Source organism: Verrucosispora sp. FIM060022 (assembly GCF_003977705.1).
Taxonomy (GTDB): Bacteria; Actinomycetota; Actinomycetes; order Mycobacteriales; family Micromonosporaceae; genus Micromonospora; species Micromonospora gifhornensis.
This window is the reverse complement of record NZ_RQIV01000001.1, coordinates 1,038,649-1,056,982: the sequence shown is the minus strand read 5'-3', so window position 1 is coordinate 1,056,982 and position 18,334 is coordinate 1,038,649. Positions and strand designations below refer to the sequence as shown.

At 71.2% G+C, this 18,334-nt stretch carries 18 protein-coding genes; 8 read left to right on the top strand and 10 right to left on the bottom strand.

What is annotated here, in order from left to right; genetic code table 11:
- The first annotated feature begins 4 nt into the window (after positions 1-4).
- The 6 genes from rfbB to EG812_RS04585 are packed head-to-tail and all read left to right on the top strand — an operon-like array spanning position 5 to position 5,284.
- Positions 5-1,006 (top strand): dTDP-glucose 4,6-dehydratase, encoded by a 1,002-nt coding sequence (gene rfbB, locus EG812_RS04610; protein WP_013734311.1) that lies wholly within the window; start codon positions 5-7, stop codon positions 1,004-1,006.
- Positions 1,003-1,887: a dTDP-4-dehydrorhamnose reductase gene (gene rfbD, locus EG812_RS04605; protein WP_126710818.1), complete on the top strand. Its 885-nt coding sequence runs from the start codon at positions 1,003-1,005 to the stop codon at positions 1,885-1,887. The genes rfbB and rfbD overlap by 4 nt, the downstream gene beginning before the upstream one ends.
- Entirely contained in the window at positions 1,884-2,264 is a 381-nt protein-coding gene (locus EG812_RS04600) for a DUF2304 domain-containing protein (protein ID WP_013734313.1), read from the top strand. The genes rfbD and EG812_RS04600 overlap by 4 nt, the downstream gene beginning before the upstream one ends.
- On the top strand, positions 2,257-2,958 hold the full coding sequence (locus tag EG812_RS04595; RefSeq protein WP_013734314.1) for a glycosyltransferase family 2 protein: 702 nt from the start codon (positions 2,257-2,259) through the stop codon (positions 2,956-2,958). Before EG812_RS04600 ends, EG812_RS04595 begins: the two co-directional genes overlap by 8 nt.
- Positions 2,955-4,259, top strand: a complete 1,305-nt coding sequence (locus EG812_RS04590) for a lipopolysaccharide biosynthesis protein (protein ID WP_013734315.1) — start codon at positions 2,955-2,957, stop codon at positions 4,257-4,259. Before EG812_RS04595 ends, EG812_RS04590 begins: the two co-directional genes overlap by 4 nt.
- The gene (locus EG812_RS04585) at positions 4,256-5,284 is read left to right on the top strand and encodes a glycosyltransferase family 2 protein (RefSeq protein ID WP_126710817.1); all 1,029 of its coding nucleotides are present in this window, start codon (positions 4,256-4,258) and stop codon (positions 5,282-5,284) included. The genes EG812_RS04590 and EG812_RS04585 overlap by 4 nt, the downstream gene beginning before the upstream one ends.
- A gap of 529 nt (positions 5,285-5,813) precedes the next feature.
- Here the strand turns inward: EG812_RS04585 and prcA are convergent.
- The 7 genes from prcA to arc all read right to left on the bottom strand — a co-directional run bounded on the left by prcA (position 5,814) and on the right by arc (position 13,989).
- A complete protein-coding gene (gene prcA, locus EG812_RS04580) occupies positions 5,814-6,644 on the bottom strand; it encodes a proteasome subunit alpha (RefSeq protein WP_013734317.1) in 831 nt (276 codons plus the stop codon).
- Positions 6,645-6,708: 64 nt separating this feature from the next.
- Positions 6,709-7,548 (bottom strand): proteasome subunit beta, encoded by an 840-nt coding sequence (gene prcB / locus EG812_RS04575; protein ID WP_043721183.1) that lies wholly within the window; start codon positions 7,546-7,548, stop codon positions 6,709-6,711.
- A complete protein-coding gene (locus tag EG812_RS04570; RefSeq protein WP_233579376.1) occupies positions 7,467-8,048 on the bottom strand; it encodes an endonuclease VII domain-containing protein in 582 nt (193 codons plus the stop codon). The genes prcB and EG812_RS04570 overlap by 82 nt, the downstream gene beginning before the upstream one ends.
- A 95-nt stretch (positions 8,049-8,143) precedes the next feature.
- Entirely contained in the window at positions 8,144-8,359 is a 216-nt protein-coding gene (locus tag EG812_RS04565) for a ubiquitin-like protein Pup (protein ID WP_092380345.1), read from the bottom strand.
- Between the two features lie 115 nt (positions 8,360-8,474).
- Positions 8,475-9,992: a depupylase/deamidase Dop gene (dop, locus tag EG812_RS04560; protein ID WP_013734320.1), complete on the bottom strand. Its 1,518-nt coding sequence runs from the start codon at positions 9,990-9,992 to the stop codon at positions 8,475-8,477.
- A 110-nt stretch (positions 9,993-10,102) separates the two neighbouring features.
- Positions 10,103-12,076 carry a hypothetical protein gene (locus EG812_RS04555; RefSeq protein ID WP_126710815.1) on the bottom strand — a complete coding sequence of 658 codons (1,974 nt, stop codon included), beginning with the start codon at positions 12,074-12,076 and terminating at the stop codon, positions 10,103-10,105.
- A 131-nt stretch (positions 12,077-12,207) separates the two neighbouring features.
- Positions 12,208-13,989, bottom strand: a complete 1,782-nt coding sequence (gene arc / locus EG812_RS04550) for a proteasome ATPase (protein ID WP_013734322.1) — start codon at positions 13,987-13,989, stop codon at positions 12,208-12,210.
- Positions 13,990-14,167: 178 nt separating this feature from the next.
- Between arc and EG812_RS04545 the strand changes: the two genes are divergently transcribed.
- Positions 14,168-14,461 carry a ferredoxin gene (locus EG812_RS04545; protein ID WP_013734323.1) on the top strand — a complete coding sequence of 98 codons (294 nt, stop codon included), beginning with the start codon at positions 14,168-14,170 and terminating at the stop codon, positions 14,459-14,461.
- Between the two features lie 38 nt (positions 14,462-14,499).
- Here the strand turns inward: EG812_RS04545 and EG812_RS04540 are convergent, their stop codons facing one another.
- The 3 genes from EG812_RS04540 to EG812_RS04530 form a co-directional block, all read right to left on the bottom strand.
- On the bottom strand, positions 14,500-15,072 hold the full coding sequence (locus tag EG812_RS04540; protein ID WP_013734324.1) for a hypothetical protein: 573 nt from the start codon (positions 15,070-15,072) through the stop codon (positions 14,500-14,502).
- A gap of 72 nt (positions 15,073-15,144) precedes the next feature.
- Positions 15,145-16,155 carry a tRNA (adenine-N1)-methyltransferase gene (locus EG812_RS04535; protein ID WP_502697173.1) on the bottom strand — a complete coding sequence of 337 codons (1,011 nt, stop codon included), beginning with the start codon at positions 16,153-16,155 and terminating at the stop codon, positions 15,145-15,147.
- Entirely contained in the window at positions 16,152-17,303 is a 1,152-nt protein-coding gene (locus EG812_RS04530) for a M50 family metallopeptidase (RefSeq protein WP_233579375.1), read from the bottom strand. Before EG812_RS04530 ends, EG812_RS04535 begins: the two co-directional genes overlap by 4 nt.
- A gap of 82 nt (positions 17,304-17,385) precedes the next feature.
- Between EG812_RS04530 and EG812_RS04525 the strand changes: the two genes are divergently transcribed.
- Positions 17,386-18,300, top strand: a complete 915-nt coding sequence (locus tag EG812_RS04525) for a RecB family exonuclease (protein WP_126710814.1) — start codon at positions 17,386-17,388, stop codon at positions 18,298-18,300.
- Positions 18,301-18,334: the final 34 nt, after the last annotated feature.

The window sequence follows — 18,334 nt, the reverse complement described above, 5'->3', positions numbered from 1 at the left end:
ACCCGTGAGGATCCTGGTCACCGGCGGCGCCGGCTTCATCGGTTCGGAGTACGTGCGCATGCTGCTGGGCGCGCCCGGGGGCAGCGCCGAGGGGGTGCCCCCGATCCAGCCGTCCCAGGTGACGGTGCTCGACGCGCTCACCTACTCGGGCAACCGGGCCAACCTGGCACCGGTGGCGGACGATCCCCGGCTTCGGTTCGTACACGGTGACATCCGTCACGCCGAGGTTGTCGACGAGGTCGTCGCGGGGCAAGACGTCATCGTGCATTTCGCCGCCGAGTCGCACGTCGACCGTTCGATCTCCGGCGCCGGGCCGTTCGTCTGCACCAACGTGCTGGGTACGCAGACACTGCTCGACGCCGCGCTGCGGCACGGGGTGCGTCGATTCGTGCACGTCTCCACCGACGAGGTGTACGGCTCGATCGCCGAGGGCTCGTGGACCGAGGACTGGCCGTTGGCGCCGAACTCGCCGTACTCGGCCTCGAAGGCCGGCTCCGACCTGCTCGCCCTGGCCTACCACCGCACCCACGGGCTGGACGTGGTGGTGACCCGCTGCTCCAACAACTACGGCCCCTACCAGTACCCCGAGAAGGTCATTCCGCTGTTCGTGACAAATCTGCTCGACGGCCGGACCGTGCCGCTGTACGGCGACGGCGGCAACGTGCGGGACTGGCTGCACGTGCACGACCACTGTCGGGGCGTGGCGATGGTCCAGCAGGGCGGGCGGGCCGGCGAGGTCTATCACATCGGCGGTGGCACGGAGTTGACCAACAAGGAGCTGACCGGCCGGCTGCTGCAGGCGTGCGGCGCGGACTGGGACCGGGTCACCCTGGTCGCCGACCGCAAGGGCCACGATCGCCGCTACTCGCTGGACATCAACAAGATCAACAAGGAGCTCGGGTACGCGCCCACCGTCGGTCTCGACGACGGGCTCGCCGACACCGTCGACTGGTACCGCGACAACCGCTCCTGGTGGGAGCCGCTGCGGAAGGCGTCGGCCGGATGAGATTCCTGGTGACCGGTGCCGGCGGGATGCTCGGGCGGGACGCCGTCGAGGTGCTCGCCGGTCACCCCGACCACACGGTGACGGCCGTCACCCGCACCCAACTCGACGTCACCGACGCGGCCGCCGTCGCCGACGCGGTGGCCGGCCACGACGTGGTGCTCAACGCCGCCGCGTGGACCGACGTCGACGGCGCCGAGCAGGACGAGGCGGCGGCGACCGCGGTCAACGGCGCCGCCGTGGCCCATCTCGCCACCGCGTGCGCCACCCACGGCGCATACCTGCTGCACGTCTCCACCGACTACGTCTTCGCCGGTGACGCCGACACCCCCTACCCGGAGGACGCGCCGACCGCCCCGGTCAACGCGTACGGTCGCAGCAAGCTGGTCGGGGAACAGGCCGTGCGCCGGTTGCTGCCCGACCGTGGCCACGTGGTGCGTACCGCCTGGCTGTACGGCACCCACGACCGCAACTTCGTCACCACCATGCTCGGCCTGGCGCAACAGCGCGACTTCCTCGACGTCGTCGACGACCAGCGCGGCCAACCCACCTGGTCGTACGCGCTGGCGGAGCAGTTGGTCAGGCTCGCCGAGGCGGCCCGGGACGGCCGGGCGCGGCCCGGCATCTGGCACGGCACCTGCACCGGCGAGACCACCTGGTACGGCCTGGCCCGGGCGGTGTTCGCCCTGCACGGGCTCGACCCCGACCGGATCCGACCCACCACCAGCAGTCGGTTTCCGCGTCCGGCCGCGCGACCGGCGTACAGTGTGCTGCGGCACGGCCGATGGACCGAGGCCGGCCTGTCCCCCCTGCCGGACTGGCACACCACGCTGACCGAAGCGTTCGCCCCCGCCGCTCCACCCTCCCCGTGGAAGGTCGCATGAAGCTCACCCTGGTCACCGGCCTGACCGGACTCGTCCTGCTGGCCACGATCGTCGAGCTGTTGCGCCGGCGGCAGCTGCGGGAGAAGTACGGCATGCTCTGGCTCGGGCTGCTGTTCGTGGTGATCCCGCTGTCGCTGTTCCCCCGGCTGCTCGACGGCGTGGCCGACCTGGTCGGCGTGGCCTCCGGCGTCTCTCTGGTGCTCTTCCTCGGCATCGTCTTCCTGCTGCTGGTCTGCATCCACCTCAGCTGGGAGGTCAGCGCCCTGGAGGAGGAGACCCGGACATTGGCCGAGGAGTTCGCCCTGCTCCGCGCCGAGGTCGAGGCCGACCGGGCGGAACGGGCCGACCGGCAGGAACTGGTGAGCCGCGATGGTTAACGGCAAACGACTGCTCGTCATCATCCCGGCGCTCAACGAGGCCGGTTCGATCGCCGACGTGGTCCGCGAGATCCGAGGCGAGCTGCCCGGCGTGGACGTGCTGGTCGTCGACGACGGATCGGCCGACCGTACCGCCGCCGTCGCCGCCGCCGCCGGTGCCCGCGTCGCCCGGCTGCCGTACAACCTCGGGGTCGGCGGGGCGATGCGGCTGGGCTACCGCTACGCCCACGACCACGACTACGACGTCGCGGTGCAGATCGACGCCGACGGACAGCACGACCCCCGGTACGTGCCGAAGCTGGTGGACCTGCTCGACGACTACGACCTGGTCATCGGGGCCCGGTTCGCCGGGGAGGGCGACTACGCCGTACGCGGACCGCGCCGCTGGGCGATGGGCATGCTGTCGATGGTGCTGTCCGGCCTGGCCGGCACCACCCTGACCGACACCACCTCCGGGTTCCGCGCCGCCAACCGCCGCATGATCGAGATGTTCGCCCGCTGGTACCCGGCGGAGTACCTCGGCGACACGGTCGAGACGCTTGTGCACGCCGCCCGCCGCGGCTACCGCATCCAGCAGGTCCCGGTGGCGATGCGACGACGGATGGCCGGCACCCCCAGCCACTCCCCCGCCAAGGCGATGATCTACCTCGGGCGGGCGCTGGCGGTCCTCACCCTGGCGCTCATCCGCCGGTGATCCGCCGACTGCTCCGCCTCGTCCCACCCGGCACCGTCCCCGTCGGGGCCGGGCTGGCCCTGGTGGGGGTGGCCTCGTACGTGCATCTGGCCGTGGCCGGGCACACCCTCACCCCCGGCGACTACTCGTCGCTGTCGGTGCTCTGGTCGATCGTCTTCACCGTCGGCATCGGCGTGTTCCTGCCGGTCGAGCAGGAGGTCGCCCGGCTGGTCGCCGCCCGGCGTACCCGTGACCTGCCACCGGGCCCGGTGCTGGCGCGGGGCGCGACCGTCGCCGCCGCCGTGCTCACCCTGCTCGTCCTGGCCGTCACCGCCGCCACGGACACCCTCGCCGAGCGCCTCTTCGACGGCGACCGCGCCATGGTGGCCACGCTGGTCGGCGCGCTTGTCGCGCTGGCGCTGGCGCACACCACCCGTGGGGTGCTCGCCGGGCTGGGCCAGTTCACCTGGTACGGCAGCCAGCTCGGGCTCGACGGTGGGCTGCGCATCGGCGGGGTCACCGCCCTCGCCGCGGCCGGAGTCGACTCTCCCGTGGCGTACGCCCTCGTGCTGGTCGCCGCGCCGCTGCTGGCGGTCGCCCTCACCGCCCCGCCGGTGGCCCGCGCCGTCGGGGGCGGGACGCCGATGCCCTGGCCGCCGCTGCTGCGCGGACTGGCCCTGCTCACCGTCTCCAGCCTGTTGTCGCAGGTCGTGGTCAACGTCGGTGTGATCAACGTACGGCTGCTGGCCCCGGACGACGTCGCCACCGCCGGCGCGCTGCTGTCGGCGCTGGTGCTGGTCCGCATCCCGCTGTTCGTCTTCGGCTCGATGCAGGCCGCGCTGCTACCCGGCCTGTCCACCGCCGCCGCCACCGACGACAAGGCGGCCTTCGGCGGTCTGCTGCGGCGCGCCCTGGCGGTCGTCACCGCCCTGGGCGTCGGCGGCGGAGTGCTGACCGTGCTGCTCGGGCCCTGGCTCGTAACCGCCCTCTTCGACGCGCCGGCGATCCTCGGCCACGGCGACTTCGCCTGGCTCGCCGTGGCCACCCAGGCGTACCTGTGGGCGATGGTGCTCGGCCAGGCGCTGCTGGCCCGCGACCGGCACCGCGCCCAGGCGGTGGCCTGGACCCTCGGCGTCGCCGCGCTGGCCGCCGCGACCCTGGCCCCGCTGTCGGTCGCCCTGCGGGTCGAACTCGGCTACACCGTGGGCTCGGTGGTGGTCGCCGCCGTCATGCTCGCCCTGCTGCGCCGCCGTCGTCAGTCCGATCCGAACCCACCCGTCGCGGTGACGCTGCCCGCGACCGCCCCCGGAGGTGTCCGATGAGCCCGGCCCGAGTGACCGCGGTGATGCTCGCCTACGGCCCCGAACCCTGGCTGGTCGACGCCGCACAGGCGGTGCTGGCCAGCACCGGAGTCGACGTGGAGCTGATCGTGGTCGACAACGGGTGCACCAGCGACGGCATCGACGTGGTCAAGGGCCTGCCCGGCGTACGGGTGATCCGCCCGGAGCAGAACACCGGCTTCTCCGGCGGCTGCAACCTCGGCGCCGCCGAGGCCGGCGGCGACTGGCTGGCCTTCGTCAACTCCGACGCGGTGGTCGCCCCCGACGCCCTCGCCAAGGTCACCGCGGTGGCCGCCGAGCCCGGCGTGGGTGCCGCGATGGCCTCCATCCGCCTCGCCGACAACCCCGAGCTGATCAACACCTCCGGCAACCCGCTGCACTTCACCGGCCTGTCCTGGGCCGGCGGCAACGGCGAGCCGGCCACCGCCCACGCTCGCCGCACCGCCGTACCGTCGCTCAGCGGCTGCTGCTTCGTGATCAGCCGGGAACGCTGGGAGGAGTTGGGCGGCTTCGCCACCGAGTACTTCGCCTACCACGAGGACACCGAACTCAGCCTCCGGCTGTGGCACCGTGGCCTACGGCTGGAGTACGTGCCCGACGCGGTGGTCCGCCACCACTACGAGTTCTCCCGCAACGCCCTCAAGCTCTACCTGGTGGAACGCAACCGGCTGATCACCCTGCTCACCGCGTACCAGGGACGGACCCTGGCGCTGCTGGCACCGATGCTGCTGCTCACCGAGGCCGCCATGCTCGCCGCCGCCCTCGCCGGCGGCTGGGGCCGACAGAAGGTACGCGGCTGGGCCTGGCTGTGGCAGCACCGCACCTGGGTACGCACCCGCCGCCGCCAACTCCAGTCCGAACGCACAGTCGGCGACGGCACCCTCGCCCACCTGATCACCGCCCGGGTGGCACCGTCGAACGTGGACGCCCCACCCGGAATGGGCGTGTTCAACGCGATCGCCGCCGCCTGGTGGACCCTGGTCCGCCCCCTGCTCGCCCGTTCCTGACCCAACCCGCCCCCCCATGCCCGACCCGAGCGCGGCGCGGCCCGGGCCGGGCCGGCCATCGGTTGAACCGAGCGGCTCGCCACACCACCCCCCACCCGCCCGCCCTGCCTCCCCTCGCGCCCTTTGCTCTGCTTCACCCGACGCACAACTCTCCCGCGGCCCTGCTCTGCTTCACCCGACGCACAACTTCCGCGCGCTTTGCTCTGCTTCAACCCACGCATCAACTCCGACGCGAGATAGGTGCGTGGGTTGAAGCAGAGCAAAGGGCTCCGGGAGCAGTGTGGACGCCGCTCGTGAAGCTCACCCCTCGAGCCGGCGCTGTCCGTACATGCAGCGCGTGGGGGGCGAGTCGAGTCGCGTGGAGGCCGAGTCGCGTGGAGGGGTCGGGTCAGGCGTACAGAGTGGGTCTCGGTGGGTGTTGGGCCGGGCAGGTGGACCGACAAAGGGTGCGGCGCTCGGCAGCGAAAAGCTGCCGAGCGCCGCGCAGAGCGTGGTCGGGCCGAGTCGGATCGGCCGGACCGGGGTGGGGTCAGGCCTCGGACGGGTTGCCGGGCTTGTCCTCCAGGTCGGCCGAGCCCGCCGAGGTGGTCGGCTTGTGGGCCTCCTCGGTCGGCGTCGTCGGGGTCTTCGCCCGGTCCTCGTCGGCGGCCTCACCCGCCGCGCTGCCGTCGAGCAGCGCGGTCAGCGCCGCGCCGGTGATTCGCCGGAAGGTACGCCCCACCCGGCTGCGGTCCAGGACCGCCACCTCCAGCTGGTTGGCGGCTATCGTCCGGGCGGCACCGCCCTCACCACCGACGCTGCTCAGCGCCTGCACCGCCACCTTGACCGCGTCGCCGAGCGACATGTCCGGCTGGTGGTGCGACTTCAGCACCCCGGCGATCGCCTCGGACTGGCCACCCATCGCCATCCGGCCGGGCTCGTCGTTGACCGAGCCGTCGTAGGTGAGCCGGTACAGCGAGTCCTCCTCCGGCGTGGCCCCCACCTCGGCCACGCAGATCTCCACCTCGAACGGCTTGGACTGTTCGGTGAAGATGGCGCCGAGGGTCTGCGCGTACGCGTTGGCCAGGGCCAGGCCGGTGACGTCGCGCCGGTCGTAGCTGAGGCCGTTCAGGTCGGCCATCCGCACCCCGGCGCGGCGCAGGTTCTCGAACTCGTTGTACTTGCCGACCGCGGCGAACCCGATGCGGTCGTAGATCTCACTGACCTTGTGCAGGGTGCTGGAGAGATTCTCCGCAACGAAGAGGACCCCGCCGGCGTAGCTCAGGACCACCGCGCTGCGTCCCCGGGCGATGCCCTTGCGGGCCAACTCGGAACGGTCGCGCATGATCTGTTCGGGCGAGGCGTAGAACTGCATGGCCACGGCGGCGGCTCTCCTTCAGGCGCTGTGCTGGGCAACTGCGATCAGGTGGGATTGCGGGACCGGCTCAGCCGCCCGGGTTTTCCATCCGGCCGGCGACGACGCTCTCGGCGATCGCCGACGTCTCCGCGTCGGTCAGCCGGTGCGTCCCCTCCGCCGTCGCGGTCATCACCACCGGGTAGATCCGCCGGGTCAGGTCCGGGCCACCGGTGGCGGTGTCGTCGTCGGCGGCGTCGTAGAGCGCCTCCACCGCCAACCGCACCGCGTCGTCGATCGACAGGCCGGCCCGGAACCGCTTCTTCAACGCCGACCGGGCGAACAGCGAACCCGAGCCGATCGCGTCGTAGCCGGTCTCCTCGTACGGGCCGCCGGTGACGTCGAAGCTGAAGATCCGACCGGCCCGGGCCGGGTCCTTGGCGGCCAGGTCGAACCCGGCGAACAGCGGGATCACCGCCAGCCCCTGCATCGCGGCGCCGAGGTTGCCCCGGATCATCGAGGCGAGACGATTGGCCTTGCCGTCGAGCGAGAGCATGGCGCCCTCGATCTTCTCGTAGTGCTCCAACTCCACCTGGAACAGTCGCATCAGCTCGATGCCGATGCCGGCGGTGCCGGCGATGCCCACCAGCGAGTACGCGTCGGCCGGGTGCACCTTCTCGATGTCCCGCTGGGCGATCAGGTTGCCCATGGTGGCCCGCCGGTCGCCGGCCATCACGACGCCACCGGCCGCGGAGATGGCCACGATCGTGGTGGCGTGTGGGGCCAGGTCGGCGGCCATGCCCGGGGGCAGCGGCCGGCGGCCGGGCAGCATCTCGGGGGCCACCTTGCTCAGAAACGACGTGAAGGAGGACGTCCCCGCGTTGGTGAACACATCTGGTAGACGCCCGGATGGATCAAAACCCGCTGCCACGTGGTTCCTCTCAGATACGTGATGGCCCTGGCCAGCCTCATGGGACTGTCACGGAACTGGCCAAGACCACCGTTGCAGTTGAAGCAGAGTATCCCGCGCACCCACCCGGTGGCATGATCGTGGTCCACATGTTCCGGATCGGGGTCACCGCACACCCCGCAAACCCCACCCTGCTCGGCCAACAGCTCGTCGAACTCCGCCTGCCCGATGCCGTAGCGACGCCGCAGGTGGTACTCGCGGGTCCCACCGTAGAGCCGCTGAGCGGTCTCCTTGCCTCGCGCGTTGTGGCAGGGCTTGCAGTAGCTGTGTCGGCCGCTGGCCTTCCGGCTGGTGCTCGGAAAATCGTCCAGCGACTTGATCTGCTCGCAGTCGGGACACCACTTCAGGCCCTGTCCCACGGGTACCGCCGGTCGTCGCGCCGGAGCAATGCCACGCTTGCGTCGGCTGGTCTCCGACCGGATGGTCGCGCACGCCTTGCAGTAATAGGCAAGACCGTCCACACGGCGGCGGTTACGGTGAAACTCTGTTCGCGGCAACGAACGCTGGCACTGAGGGCAGGTCTTGTCCGCCCCAGGCGGAGAATCGGACATATGCCTCACTCTCCCCCTTTCTGGACATACCCCCTCACGAACTCTTCGGCGTTTTCCTCAAGGACGGAGTCGATCTCGTCGAGCAGGTCGTCGACGTCCTCGGTGATCTCGGCGTGCCGCTCGGCGACCTCCGGGTTCGCCTCGACGGTGACGTCCTCGACCTCTTCGCCCTGGCGGGACTTGCCCGACTGCGACTGACCGCCGCTGTCACGAGTGGCCACTGTTGCCTCCTCCACGATCTCCCTGCGATGAACTTACCTCGCGGGAGCGACGAATCCCTCACGCGCGCCGGTACGGAAACCGCACACGGCGACAACCACACCGAGGATCGGCCACTCAGCCGCCGGTCAGGCTCTCCAGCAGGTCCTTGGCGCTGGCGCACCTGTCGAACAGCGCCCCGACATGCGCCCTGGTGCCGCGCTCCGGCTCCATCATCGGCACCCGCACCAGCGACTCCCGGCCGACGTCGAAGATGACCGAGTCCCAGCTGGCGGCGACCACCTCGGAGGCGTACTGCGCCAGGCAGCGGCCCCGGAAGTAGGCGCGGGTGTCCTCCGGCGGCTCGGTCATCGCCGAGCGACTCTCCTCGTCGCTGAGCAGCGTCTTCATCGCGCCCCGGGAGACCAGCCGGTGGTAGAGCCCCTTCTCCGGGCGCACGTCGGAGTACTGAAGGTCGACCAGTTGCAGCTTGTGCGAACCCCAGGCGAGCTTCTCCCGCTCCCGGTAGCCCTCCAACAATCGCAGCTTGGCCACCCAGTCGAGTTCGTCGGCGCAGAGCATCACGTCGCGGCCGAGACGGTCCAGCACGGACTCCCAGCGGTCCAGCACGTCGGCGGTCTGTTCGTCGACGTCGCTGCCGTAGCGGTCCTCGACGAAGGCGCGTACCCGCTCCAGGTAGGCCCACTGCACGTCCAGCGCGGTGAGCCGGCGGCCGTCGCGCAACCGCATCCGGTGGGTCAGCGACGGGTCGTGGCTGACGGCACGCAGCTCACCAACCGGGTCGGCGATGCCGAGGTCCGCGCCGAGCGCCTTCTCCTCGATCATCGTCAGGATCAGCGCGGTGGTGCCGACCTTGAGGTACGTGGAGATCTCCGAGAGGTTGGCGTCGCCGATGATGACATGCAGCCGGCGGTACTTGTCGGCGTCGGCGTGCGGCTCGTCCCGGGTGTTGATGATCGGCCGCTTCAGGGTGGTCTCCAGCCCCACCTCGACCTCGAAGAAGTCGGCTCGCTGGGAGATCTGGAAGCCGTTCTGGCCGCCGTCCTGCCCGATGCCGACCCGGCCGGCGCCGCAGACGATCTGACGGGTCACGAAGAACGGGGTCAGGTACGCCACGATGTCGGCGAACGGCGTCTGCCGGCGCATCAGGTAGTTCTCGTGCGCGCCGTAGCTGGCGCCCTTGTTGTCGGTGTTGTTCTTGTAGAGGTGGATCGGTGCGGTGCCGGGAATGGTGGCGGCCCGACGCGCGGCCTCCGCCATCACCCGCTCCCCCGCCTTGTCCCAGCGGACCACGTCACGCGGGTTGGTGACCTCCGGAGTGGAGTATTCGGGGTGGGCGTGGTCCACGTAGAGCCGAGCCCCGTTGGTGAGAATGACGTTGGCCAGCCCGAGATCCTCGTCGGCGAGCGCCTCGGCCGGGTCGTACACCGCACCGGAGTAGGTGAAGCCCCGGGCGTCGCGCAGTGGCGATTCCTCCTCGTAGTCCCAGCGCGCCCGACCGCCCCGGTTCAGTTCCGGGCGGGCGCCGTAGGCGTTCACCACCTGGGACGAGGTGACCATCGGGTTGGCCCCGGCCTGACCGGGCACGGAGATGCCGTACTCGACTTCGGTGCCCATGATCCGTCTTACGCTCATCGACCTACCCGCTTCGCTTGCCCGACCGATCCCCGTCACATCCGAGCGTAGTCGGCATGTGAGCGCACGGGGGCCTGCCGTGGTGGTCGGTGCGTCGCAAGTCGCGGGGATCAGCTCGGCGGATCATCAATGATCATCGTCTCCATGCTCACCCTTGCGGCCAGTTCAGGCACGGCGCGCAGGATCCGGTTGGTCCGTACCCGGGCCCCGTCGGTGACCGCCACCAGCCGGATCTCACCGGGTACGCGGTGCAGCATCTGCCAGGTCCGGCCCGGTTCGACGAAGACCATCTCGTAGATGCCGGCCTCGGTCTGGGCGGTGGTGCCCTGCAGCGTGGAGACGCAGATGTTCGCCAGGTAGGACTGGTACGGCCGGCGGTCGAGGATGAGCGTGGTGACACCGTCGGCGGCCGGGTAGCGCTGGAGGACCTGCTCGCACACGGCGGTGGCCCGGCCGGGTCGGTCGAGGTCCTGGTGGACCCAGCGCTGCGCCCAGCTCTGCGGGGTGACGACGAGCAGGCTGCGCTGCCCGCCGGTGACCCCGGCGAACCAGACGGTGGCGGCGGCGACCGTGACGGCGGTGAGACCGGCCACGGCCGTGTGCAGCGGACGGCCCCGGGGCGGCACCGGCAGCAGTCGCACCACCGCGGCGGTGCCGATGATGAGCAGCACGGTGGTGAGGTGACCGGCCTTGTTGAAGTAGTAGCCGGCCTGACCACCGACGCTGATGCTGGCCTGACCGATGGCCAGGGTGAGCACCACGCTGACCAGCAGCGCGAACAGCCAGCGTCGCCAGGCCGGATCGGCCCGCCCGCGTCGTACCGCGTGCACCAGCAGGGCGGGCACCACGAACACGCCGAGGCCGCCGAGGGCGAGCCAGGTCTCGGTCAGGTCCGGCCCGACGGTGGCGGCCAGCGACTCGGTCTGGTTGGCACGGAACACGCCGAGCAGGATCGGCACCGGGGCGAGCACGGCGGTGGCCAGGCCGACGACGAGCGTGGTGCCGCGCAGTCGGCGTACTTCGCGACGCCGCGCCAGCAGCGACCCGAGGGCGAGGAGTGCGGCGGCGGGCAGGAACAGGTAGTAGCTGTAGCCGATGCCGACGAGCAGGGCACCGAGCAGCAGGAAGTGTTCCCGGGGTGCGCCGACCGGCCGGGCGACGAGCACGGCGAGCACGATGGTGAGGGTCAGTCCGAGCGTCTCGGTGGGGTATCCGGAGACCAGCATCCGGGGCATCTGGCTGCCGAGCACGAGTGCGCCGACCACGACGGTCAGCACGAGGCGGCTCAGCGGGTGCAGCGGGCCGGGGAGCCGCTGTGCGGCCCAGAGCAGGACGAGGACCAGCAGCCCGAAGGTGGCGAAGTTCCACCAGAGGAACGGCTCCACGGCGGCTGCGCCGGCCGGCCCACCGCCGGGCGGGGTGCGGTGGCTGTCGAGCAGGGCGACGAGCAGGTGCCAGCCCTGCGGGTAGTGCACGAGTGCGGAGAACAGGTCGTCGCGGACGGCGGCGGGGTCGACGAAGAGGTAGCCGCCGTGCCGACCGATGACGTCGACCAGGCTCAGGTGCCGCAGGTAGTCCTCACCTCGGTGGAGGATGCTCAGCCGGCCGCCCAGGTCGCCGGCGCGCAGCAGGGGTTGGGCGAGATACCAGAGCAGGCCGGTGGTGCCGATGACGGGCAGCAGGTCGGGCCAGGCCGGGCGCGGCAGGGTGGGACGCCGCCCGGTGATCAGGGCGGTCAGCACGAGGGCGGTGAGGGCGGTGCCGCTGACCGCCACCGGGTTCATCCCCCAGGGCCAGACCGCGAAGAGCAGACCGGCCGCGGTGGTGAGGCAGACCAGCAGGATGGTGGCCAGCAACAGCCGGTCGAGCAGGGTACGGCCGCCGCGCAGCAGGCTGGCGGTGGCGAGCAGCACCAGCGGGGGCAAGACCCAGCGGGCGTCGAGGGCGACCGCGGCGAGCGGCAGCAGCCAGGCCGCCGGCAGCGCGGCCAGCACGGCGAGGTTCCATCGACGGTACGGCTCGCCAGGGCTGGCGGTCAGACTCGGGACGATCAGCGGGGCCACGGTGTGCTGCTCGGCGGGCACGCGAAATCCTTGCATACGAGGAGAGTTGTCCGGAGTCTAGCCGTGCCGCCCGACTTGTGCGGGACGTGGCGCGGTGCCGCACGCAGACGCAGGGCCCGTGACGACACCGTCACGGGCCCTGCGGGTAGCGGTCAGAGGTACTGGCCGGTGTTGCTGGCGGTCTCGATGGAGCGACCGGCCTCGGTGCCCTTGCCCCCGGAGACGAGCGTACGGATGTAGACGATCCGCTCGCCCTTCTTGCCGGAGATGCGGGCCCAGTCGTCGGGGTTGGTGGTGTTGGGCAGGTCCTCGTTCTCGCGGAACTCGTCGACGCAGGCGTCGAGCAGGTGCTGCAGACGCAGCCCTTTGCGGCCGGAGGTGAGGAACTCCTTGATGGCCATCTTCTTGCCCCGGTCGACGATGTTCTGGATCATCGCGCCGGAGTTGAAGTCCTTGAAGTACAGGACTTCCTTGTCACCGTTGGCGTAGGTGACTTCCAGGAAGCGGTTCTCCTCCGTCTCGGAGTACATCCGCAGGACCACCGCGTCGATCATCGCGGCGACGGTGGCCTGGGCGTCTCCGCCGTGTTCGGCCAGGTCGTCGGCGTGCAGCGGCAGACCGGAGAGGATGTACTTGGAGAAGATGTCCTTGGCCGCCTCGGCGTCCGGACGCTCAATCTTGATCTTGACGTCGAGTCGCCCCGGACGCAGGATCGCCGGGTCGATCATGTCTTCCCGGTTGGAGGCGCCGATGACGATGACGTTCTCCAGGCCCTCCACGCCGTCGATCTCGCTGAGCAGCTGCGGCACGATGGTGTTCTCCACGTCGGAGGAGACACCGGAGCCACGGGTCCGGAAGACCGAGTCCATCTCGTCGAAGAAGACGATGACCGGCGTGCCCTCGCCGGCCTTCTCCCGGGCCCGCTGGAAGATCAGCCGGATGTGCCGCTCGGTCTCGCCGACGTACTTGTTGAGCAGCTCCGGGCCCTTGATGTTGAGGAAGAAGCTGGTGTGCTTCTCCTCGCCCCGCCGCTCGGCGATCTTCTTCGCCAGCGAGTTGGCCACCGCCTTGGCGATCAGCGTCTTGCCGCAGCCGGGCGGGCCGTAGAGCAGGATGCCCTTCGGCGGACGCAACTGGTGCTCACGGAACAGGTCCGCGTGCAGGAACGGCAGTTCCACCGCGTCACGGATCTGCTCGATCTGGGAGTGCAGGCCACCGATGTCGCTGTAGTCGACGTCGGGCACCTCCTCCAGCACCAGCTCCTCGACCTCGCTCTTGGGAATCCGCTCGTACGCGTACGCCGAACGCGGTTCGATCATGAGCGAGTCGCCGGCCCGGATCGCACTGCCGATCAATGTCTCGGCGAGGTGCACGATCCGTTCCTCGTCGGAGTGCGAGACCACCAGTGCCCGGTCACCCGGCGCGCCTTCGGGGCCCGCCAGGATCTCCTTGAGCATGACCACCTCGCCGACCCGCTCGTAGCCGAACGCGTCCACGATGTTGAGCGCGTCGTTGAGCAGGACCTCCTGGCCGCGCTGGAGTTCACCCACGTCGAGCGAGGGCGAGACGGCCACGCGCAGCTTGCGCCCGCCGGTGAAGACATCCACCGTGCCGTCGTCGTGTCTGGCCAGGAAGACGCCGTAGCCACTGGGTGGCTGGGCCAGCCGGTCGATCTCCTCCTTGAGCGTCACGATCTGCGCGCGAGCCTCCTTGAGGGTGCTCACGAGCCGCTCGTTGTTCTCGGTCAGCCGCGCCAACTGCGCCTGGGTGGCGGACAGTCGCTCTTCGAGCTGCCGCACGTGTCGGGGGCTTTCGGTCAACTTGCGCCGCACCAGAGCGAGTTCCTCTTGAAGGAACGCGACCTGCGTGGAGAGATCGTGGGCCTCCTTCTCCCACCGTGCGGCGCGCGAGTCCGCGTCGTCGCTGCGTGCCACGTCCCACCTCCCCGGGGGGCTTGAACGTTCTGACCTAACACTAGCCGCTATGAGCCCGATTCGGTCCTCCGCAACGCGCCCGTCACCGAAGCTTGATCGCCAAGGGTGGGTTGGCGGGCGGGTACGGGCATTCGGGTACCGTCGGGGGGTGGGACGCGAGAACATGGGGGGTGCACCGGTGGCCGAGGTCGCGACCGACGAGGTGCAGGTCTGGGTGGACCAGGATCTGTGCACGGGCGACGGGCTGTGCGTGCAGTACGCGCCCGAGGTATTCGAGTTCGACGTCGACGGCCTGGCGTACGTCAAGGGCCCCGACGGTGAGCTCCAGCAGGCCCCGGGCGCCCGCGTCGGCGTACCGGAGCACCTGCGCCTCGAGGTGATCGACTCGGCGCGGGAGTGCCCGGGCGAGTGCATCCACGTCGTCCGCGCCAGCGACGGCGTGGAGGTGGCCGGCCCCGACGCCGAGGACTGAGCCCGCCGCCCGCCGTACCGCAGCGGGCGACCGACCACTCACAGCAGCGGGCGGCCGACCACCGAGGCGACCAGGCGGGCGAACTCCTCCAGCCGGGCGATCTGCCCGGCGCCGCCGTCGTCGAGGGTCTTGCCGAAGCGCAGCGCGTCGTGGCGTGGCCCGCCGGCCGTCTCCTCGCTGGGCGGGGTCTCGTCGAGCGAGGTCAGCAGCAGGTACACGTCGATGCTGTCGACCCGGATCTCACCGTTGTCGTGCCGGAACAGCCGGCGGCGGCAGCCGACCTCGGTGACCGAGGAGACCGGCACCACCCGCAGCGACGAGGTCATCGACCCGGGCGGGCCCTCCCCCGGCGGCACGTCCTCGCCGTGCCAGAGCACCAGCCGACTGCCGTCGCAGACGACGACCTCCTGCCACACCCCGTTTACCTCGTTGACGAAGCGTTCCAGGGTGAAGCCGAGCACCGAGGCCCCCCGCAGCACACCGCCGAGCGCCTCCAGCGCGACGTCCGGGTCACGCAGGTACGCCCGCGCCGCCGATTCGAGGTCGGTGTAGGGCGACCAGTCGGGGAAGACCGCCGGCAGGTCGCCGCCGCCGAACCCGGGCCGACTCATGCGGCCACCCCCGGCCACCGCCAACCCGCATCCAGGTTCAGCCCGTTCACTGCCAGCCGCCCCATTCCGCCGTCACGGCCTGCCCGTCTCCTGCGTCGTGTCCGGTTGCGTCTGCGACGCCGTACTCGCCTGTCGGGCCGCCTCCGCCTCGCGTAGCGCCTGCCGGCGCTGCACGTACGCCTCGGTGCCCTTGCTGGGCTTGCGTCGGCGCGGCGGCGCGGTCACTCCGGGGGCGAGCTTACGCGCGGAGACGAGGAACGCGGTGTGCGCGATCATCCGGTGGTCGGGTCGCACCGCGAGCCCTTCGGCGTGCCAGTCGCGCACCAGCGACTCCCAGGCCCGCGGCTCGGTCCAGCCGCCCCGTTCCCGCAGCGCCTCAACCAGCTCGGACAGCTGCGGAGTGGTCGCGACGTAGCCGATGAGGACCCCGCCGGGCAGCAACGCCCGTTCGACCATGTCGAGGTTCTCCCACGGGGCCAGCATGTCCAGGATGATGCGGTCGAAACCCGTCTCGGTGCACTCGCCGACGTCACCGACGTGCAGGTGCCACGCGGGGTGCGGCCCGTTGAAGAACGCCTCCACGTTGCGCCGGGCGATCTGGGCGAAGTCGTCGCGCAGCTCGTAGGAGTGCAGTTCGCCGCTGGTGCCGACCGCGCGCAGCAGCGAGCAGCTCAGCGCGCCGGAGCCGGCGCCGGCCTCGAGCACCTTGGCGCCGGGGAAGATGTCGCCCATGGCGACGATCTGCGCCGAGTCCTTGGGGTAGATCACCTGGGCGCCACGGGGCATGGACAGCACGTAGTCCGACAGCAGCGGACGCAGCGCCAGGAAGGCCGTACCCCCGCCGGAGGTGGTGACCACGCTGCCGTCGGGCAGCCCGATCAGCTCGTCGTGCGCCAGGATGCCCCGGTGGGTGTGGAACTGCTTGCCCGGCTCCAGGGTGACCGTGTGCATCCGGCCCTTGGGGTCGGTCAGCTGCACCCGGTCACCGGGCCGGAACGGCCCACGGTGCACCGGGGGCAGCTCCGGGGTCTCGGCGGGCACGGCGTCGCCCGGGGTCGCCGGGTGGGAGTGGGTCACGGTCACGTGTTCATCTTCCGGTGAGGTTCGAGCAGGTGCGCCAGATCCGCGATGTGCAGAATGCCGACGACATCTTCGCCTGCCGTCACGAGGTACTGCGCGCCCGGGTGGGCCTGCACCGTCTCCAGCACCCGTTCCCCGTCCGTGGCCACCGACATGCGCGGCAGGTCGGCGACCGCGCGGGCGACCGCGTCCACGGCGAGCCAGGGCCGGCGGTGCGGCGGCACCGCCGCCGCCGCGGCCGGATCGACCACCGCCACCGGTCGGCCCGCGGCGTCGGTCACCAGCAGCGCCACCGGCCGGTCCGGGGCCGACTCGTCGGCCCGGCGCTGGGCCTCGGCCAGCGGGGTGGCGGTGGGTACGGCGAACACCGGCCGGGCCAGCCGGGCCAGGTCGATCAGGGGCAGTCGCCGGCCGATCCGGGCCAACCGGATCGACTGTCCGGCGCCGTGCCAGATGGTGAGCGCGACCAGGGCGGTCAGCGGCAGCGCCAGCAGGCTCAGCAGGTCGGCGGCGTAGAGCAGGCCGACAAGCGCCACGGTGGCCACGGCGAGGACCCGGCCGACCCAGCCGGCCACCTCGGTGGCCCGGTGCCGGTCCCGGGTGACCGCCCAGATGACCGCCCGCAACGCCCGCCCGCCGTCCAACGGCAGCCCGGGCAGGCTGTTGAACACGGCGACGATGACGTTGCTCACCGCCAGTTGGAAGGCGAGCTGGTGGGCCACGGTGCGGTCGGGCAGCGCCACGGTCGCGGCGACGGCGGCCACGCCGAGCAGCGCGGAGACCGCCGGCCCGGCCAGCGACACCAGCAGGTCCACCCGGGGCGACGGCGCGTCCCGGTCCATCTCGGTGTACCCGCCGAGCAGTTCGAGGGTGATCCCCCGCACACCGATGCCGAAGTGTCGTGCGGTGAGCGCGTGGCCGAGTTCGTGGGCCAGCACCGAGCCGAGCAGCGAGACCACGAAGCCGGCGCCGACCAGGTAGCCGAGGGTCGGCGAGAGCGCCAGTCGCTGGCCGGCAAGTTCGCCGTAGAGCACGATGATCAACACGGCCAGCAGCAGGATCGAGGCGTTCAGGTACAGCGGCACCCCGAAGACCCGACCGACCTGCAGGCCGGGACGCCGACCCGGCCGTGACTGCCTGCTCTGCTCCACCGAGCCGATGCTACGCGGCGGGAGATCACCTTCGGTGCGGCGGCGGCCGCCCTGTCGTACCGGTGCCCTAGTCTTCCACGGCATGACCGCGGATCCGGTGATCGCCCAACAGGCTCCGACTTCGACCCCGTTGCCGCCAACGGTGCGGGCCTCGCTGTCACCCTCACGCGCCGCGGATTTCAAGACCTGCCCGCTGCTCTACCGGTTCCGCAGCATCGACCGGCTGCCCGAGCGGCCCACCGTCGAGCAGGCGCGCGGCACGCTTGTGCACGCGGTGCTGGAGCGGTTGTTCGACCTGCCGGCGGCCGGGCGCACCCCGCAGGCGGCCGGTGACCTCGTCGCACCGCAGTGGGACCGGCTGGTCACCGAGCAGCCGGAACTGGCCGGACTGTTCACCGACGACGGCACGGTCGACGCGGTCGAGTTCCTGCGCTCGGCGGCGACCCTGCTGGAGGGCTACTTCTCGGTGGAGGATCCGCGTCGACTGGAGCCGGCCGAACGGGAGAGCCTGATCTCCGCCGTGATCGACGAGGAGTTGCTCATCCGCGGCTACCTCGACCGGCTCGACGTCGCCCCCGACGGCGCGCTGCGGGTGGTGGACTACAAGACCGGTGGTGCGCCCCGCGAGGCGTTCGAGGCGCGGGCGTTGTTCCAGCTCAAGTTCTACGCGCTGGTGCTCTGGCGCACCCGGGGCGTGGTGCCCCGGGTGCTGCGGCTGCTCTATCTACGCGACGCCGAGGTGTGCGACTACACCCCGGACGCCGAGGAGTTGGTGCGCTTCGAACGCACGGTGGTGGCGCTGTGGCGGGCGATCGAGCAGGCCACCGCCGCCCAGGACTTCCGGCCCCGGCCGAGCCGGCTCTGCGACTGGTGCAGCCACCAGGCGCTCTGCCCGAGCTACGGCGGCACCCCGCCGCCCTTCCCCGAGCACCTGCCCGGCGCGGATCCGCTGCGCGACGCCCGCACCCGCCCCGCCACCCCGGGCGCGGACGAGTAGCTCTCCTCCTCAGGAAGGAGAGGCAGCTCACCAT

Bases quoted from the DNA above. Each gene is read 5' to 3' on its own strand.
- EG812_RS04525 (WP_126710814.1), top strand. From the start codon at position 17,386: ATGACCGCGGATCCGGTGATCGCCCAACAGGCTCCGACTTCGACCCCG.
- EG812_RS04585 (WP_126710817.1), top strand. From the start codon at position 4,256: ATGAGCCCGGCCCGAGTGACCGCGGTGATGCTCGCCTACGGCCCCGAA.
- EG812_RS04600 (WP_013734313.1), top strand. From the start codon at position 1,884: ATGAAGCTCACCCTGGTCACCGGCCTGACCGGACTCGTCCTGCTGGCC.
- dop (WP_013734320.1), bottom strand. From the start codon at position 9,992: ATGAGCGTAAGACGGATCATGGGCACCGAAGTCGAGTACGGCATCTCC.
- rfbD (WP_126710818.1), top strand. From the start codon at position 1,003: ATGAGATTCCTGGTGACCGGTGCCGGCGGGATGCTCGGGCGGGACGCC.
- EG812_RS04595 (WP_013734314.1), top strand. From the start codon at position 2,257: ATGGTTAACGGCAAACGACTGCTCGTCATCATCCCGGCGCTCAACGAG.
- EG812_RS04540 (WP_013734324.1), bottom strand. From the start codon at position 15,072: ATGAGTCGGCCCGGGTTCGGCGGCGGCGACCTGCCGGCGGTCTTCCCC.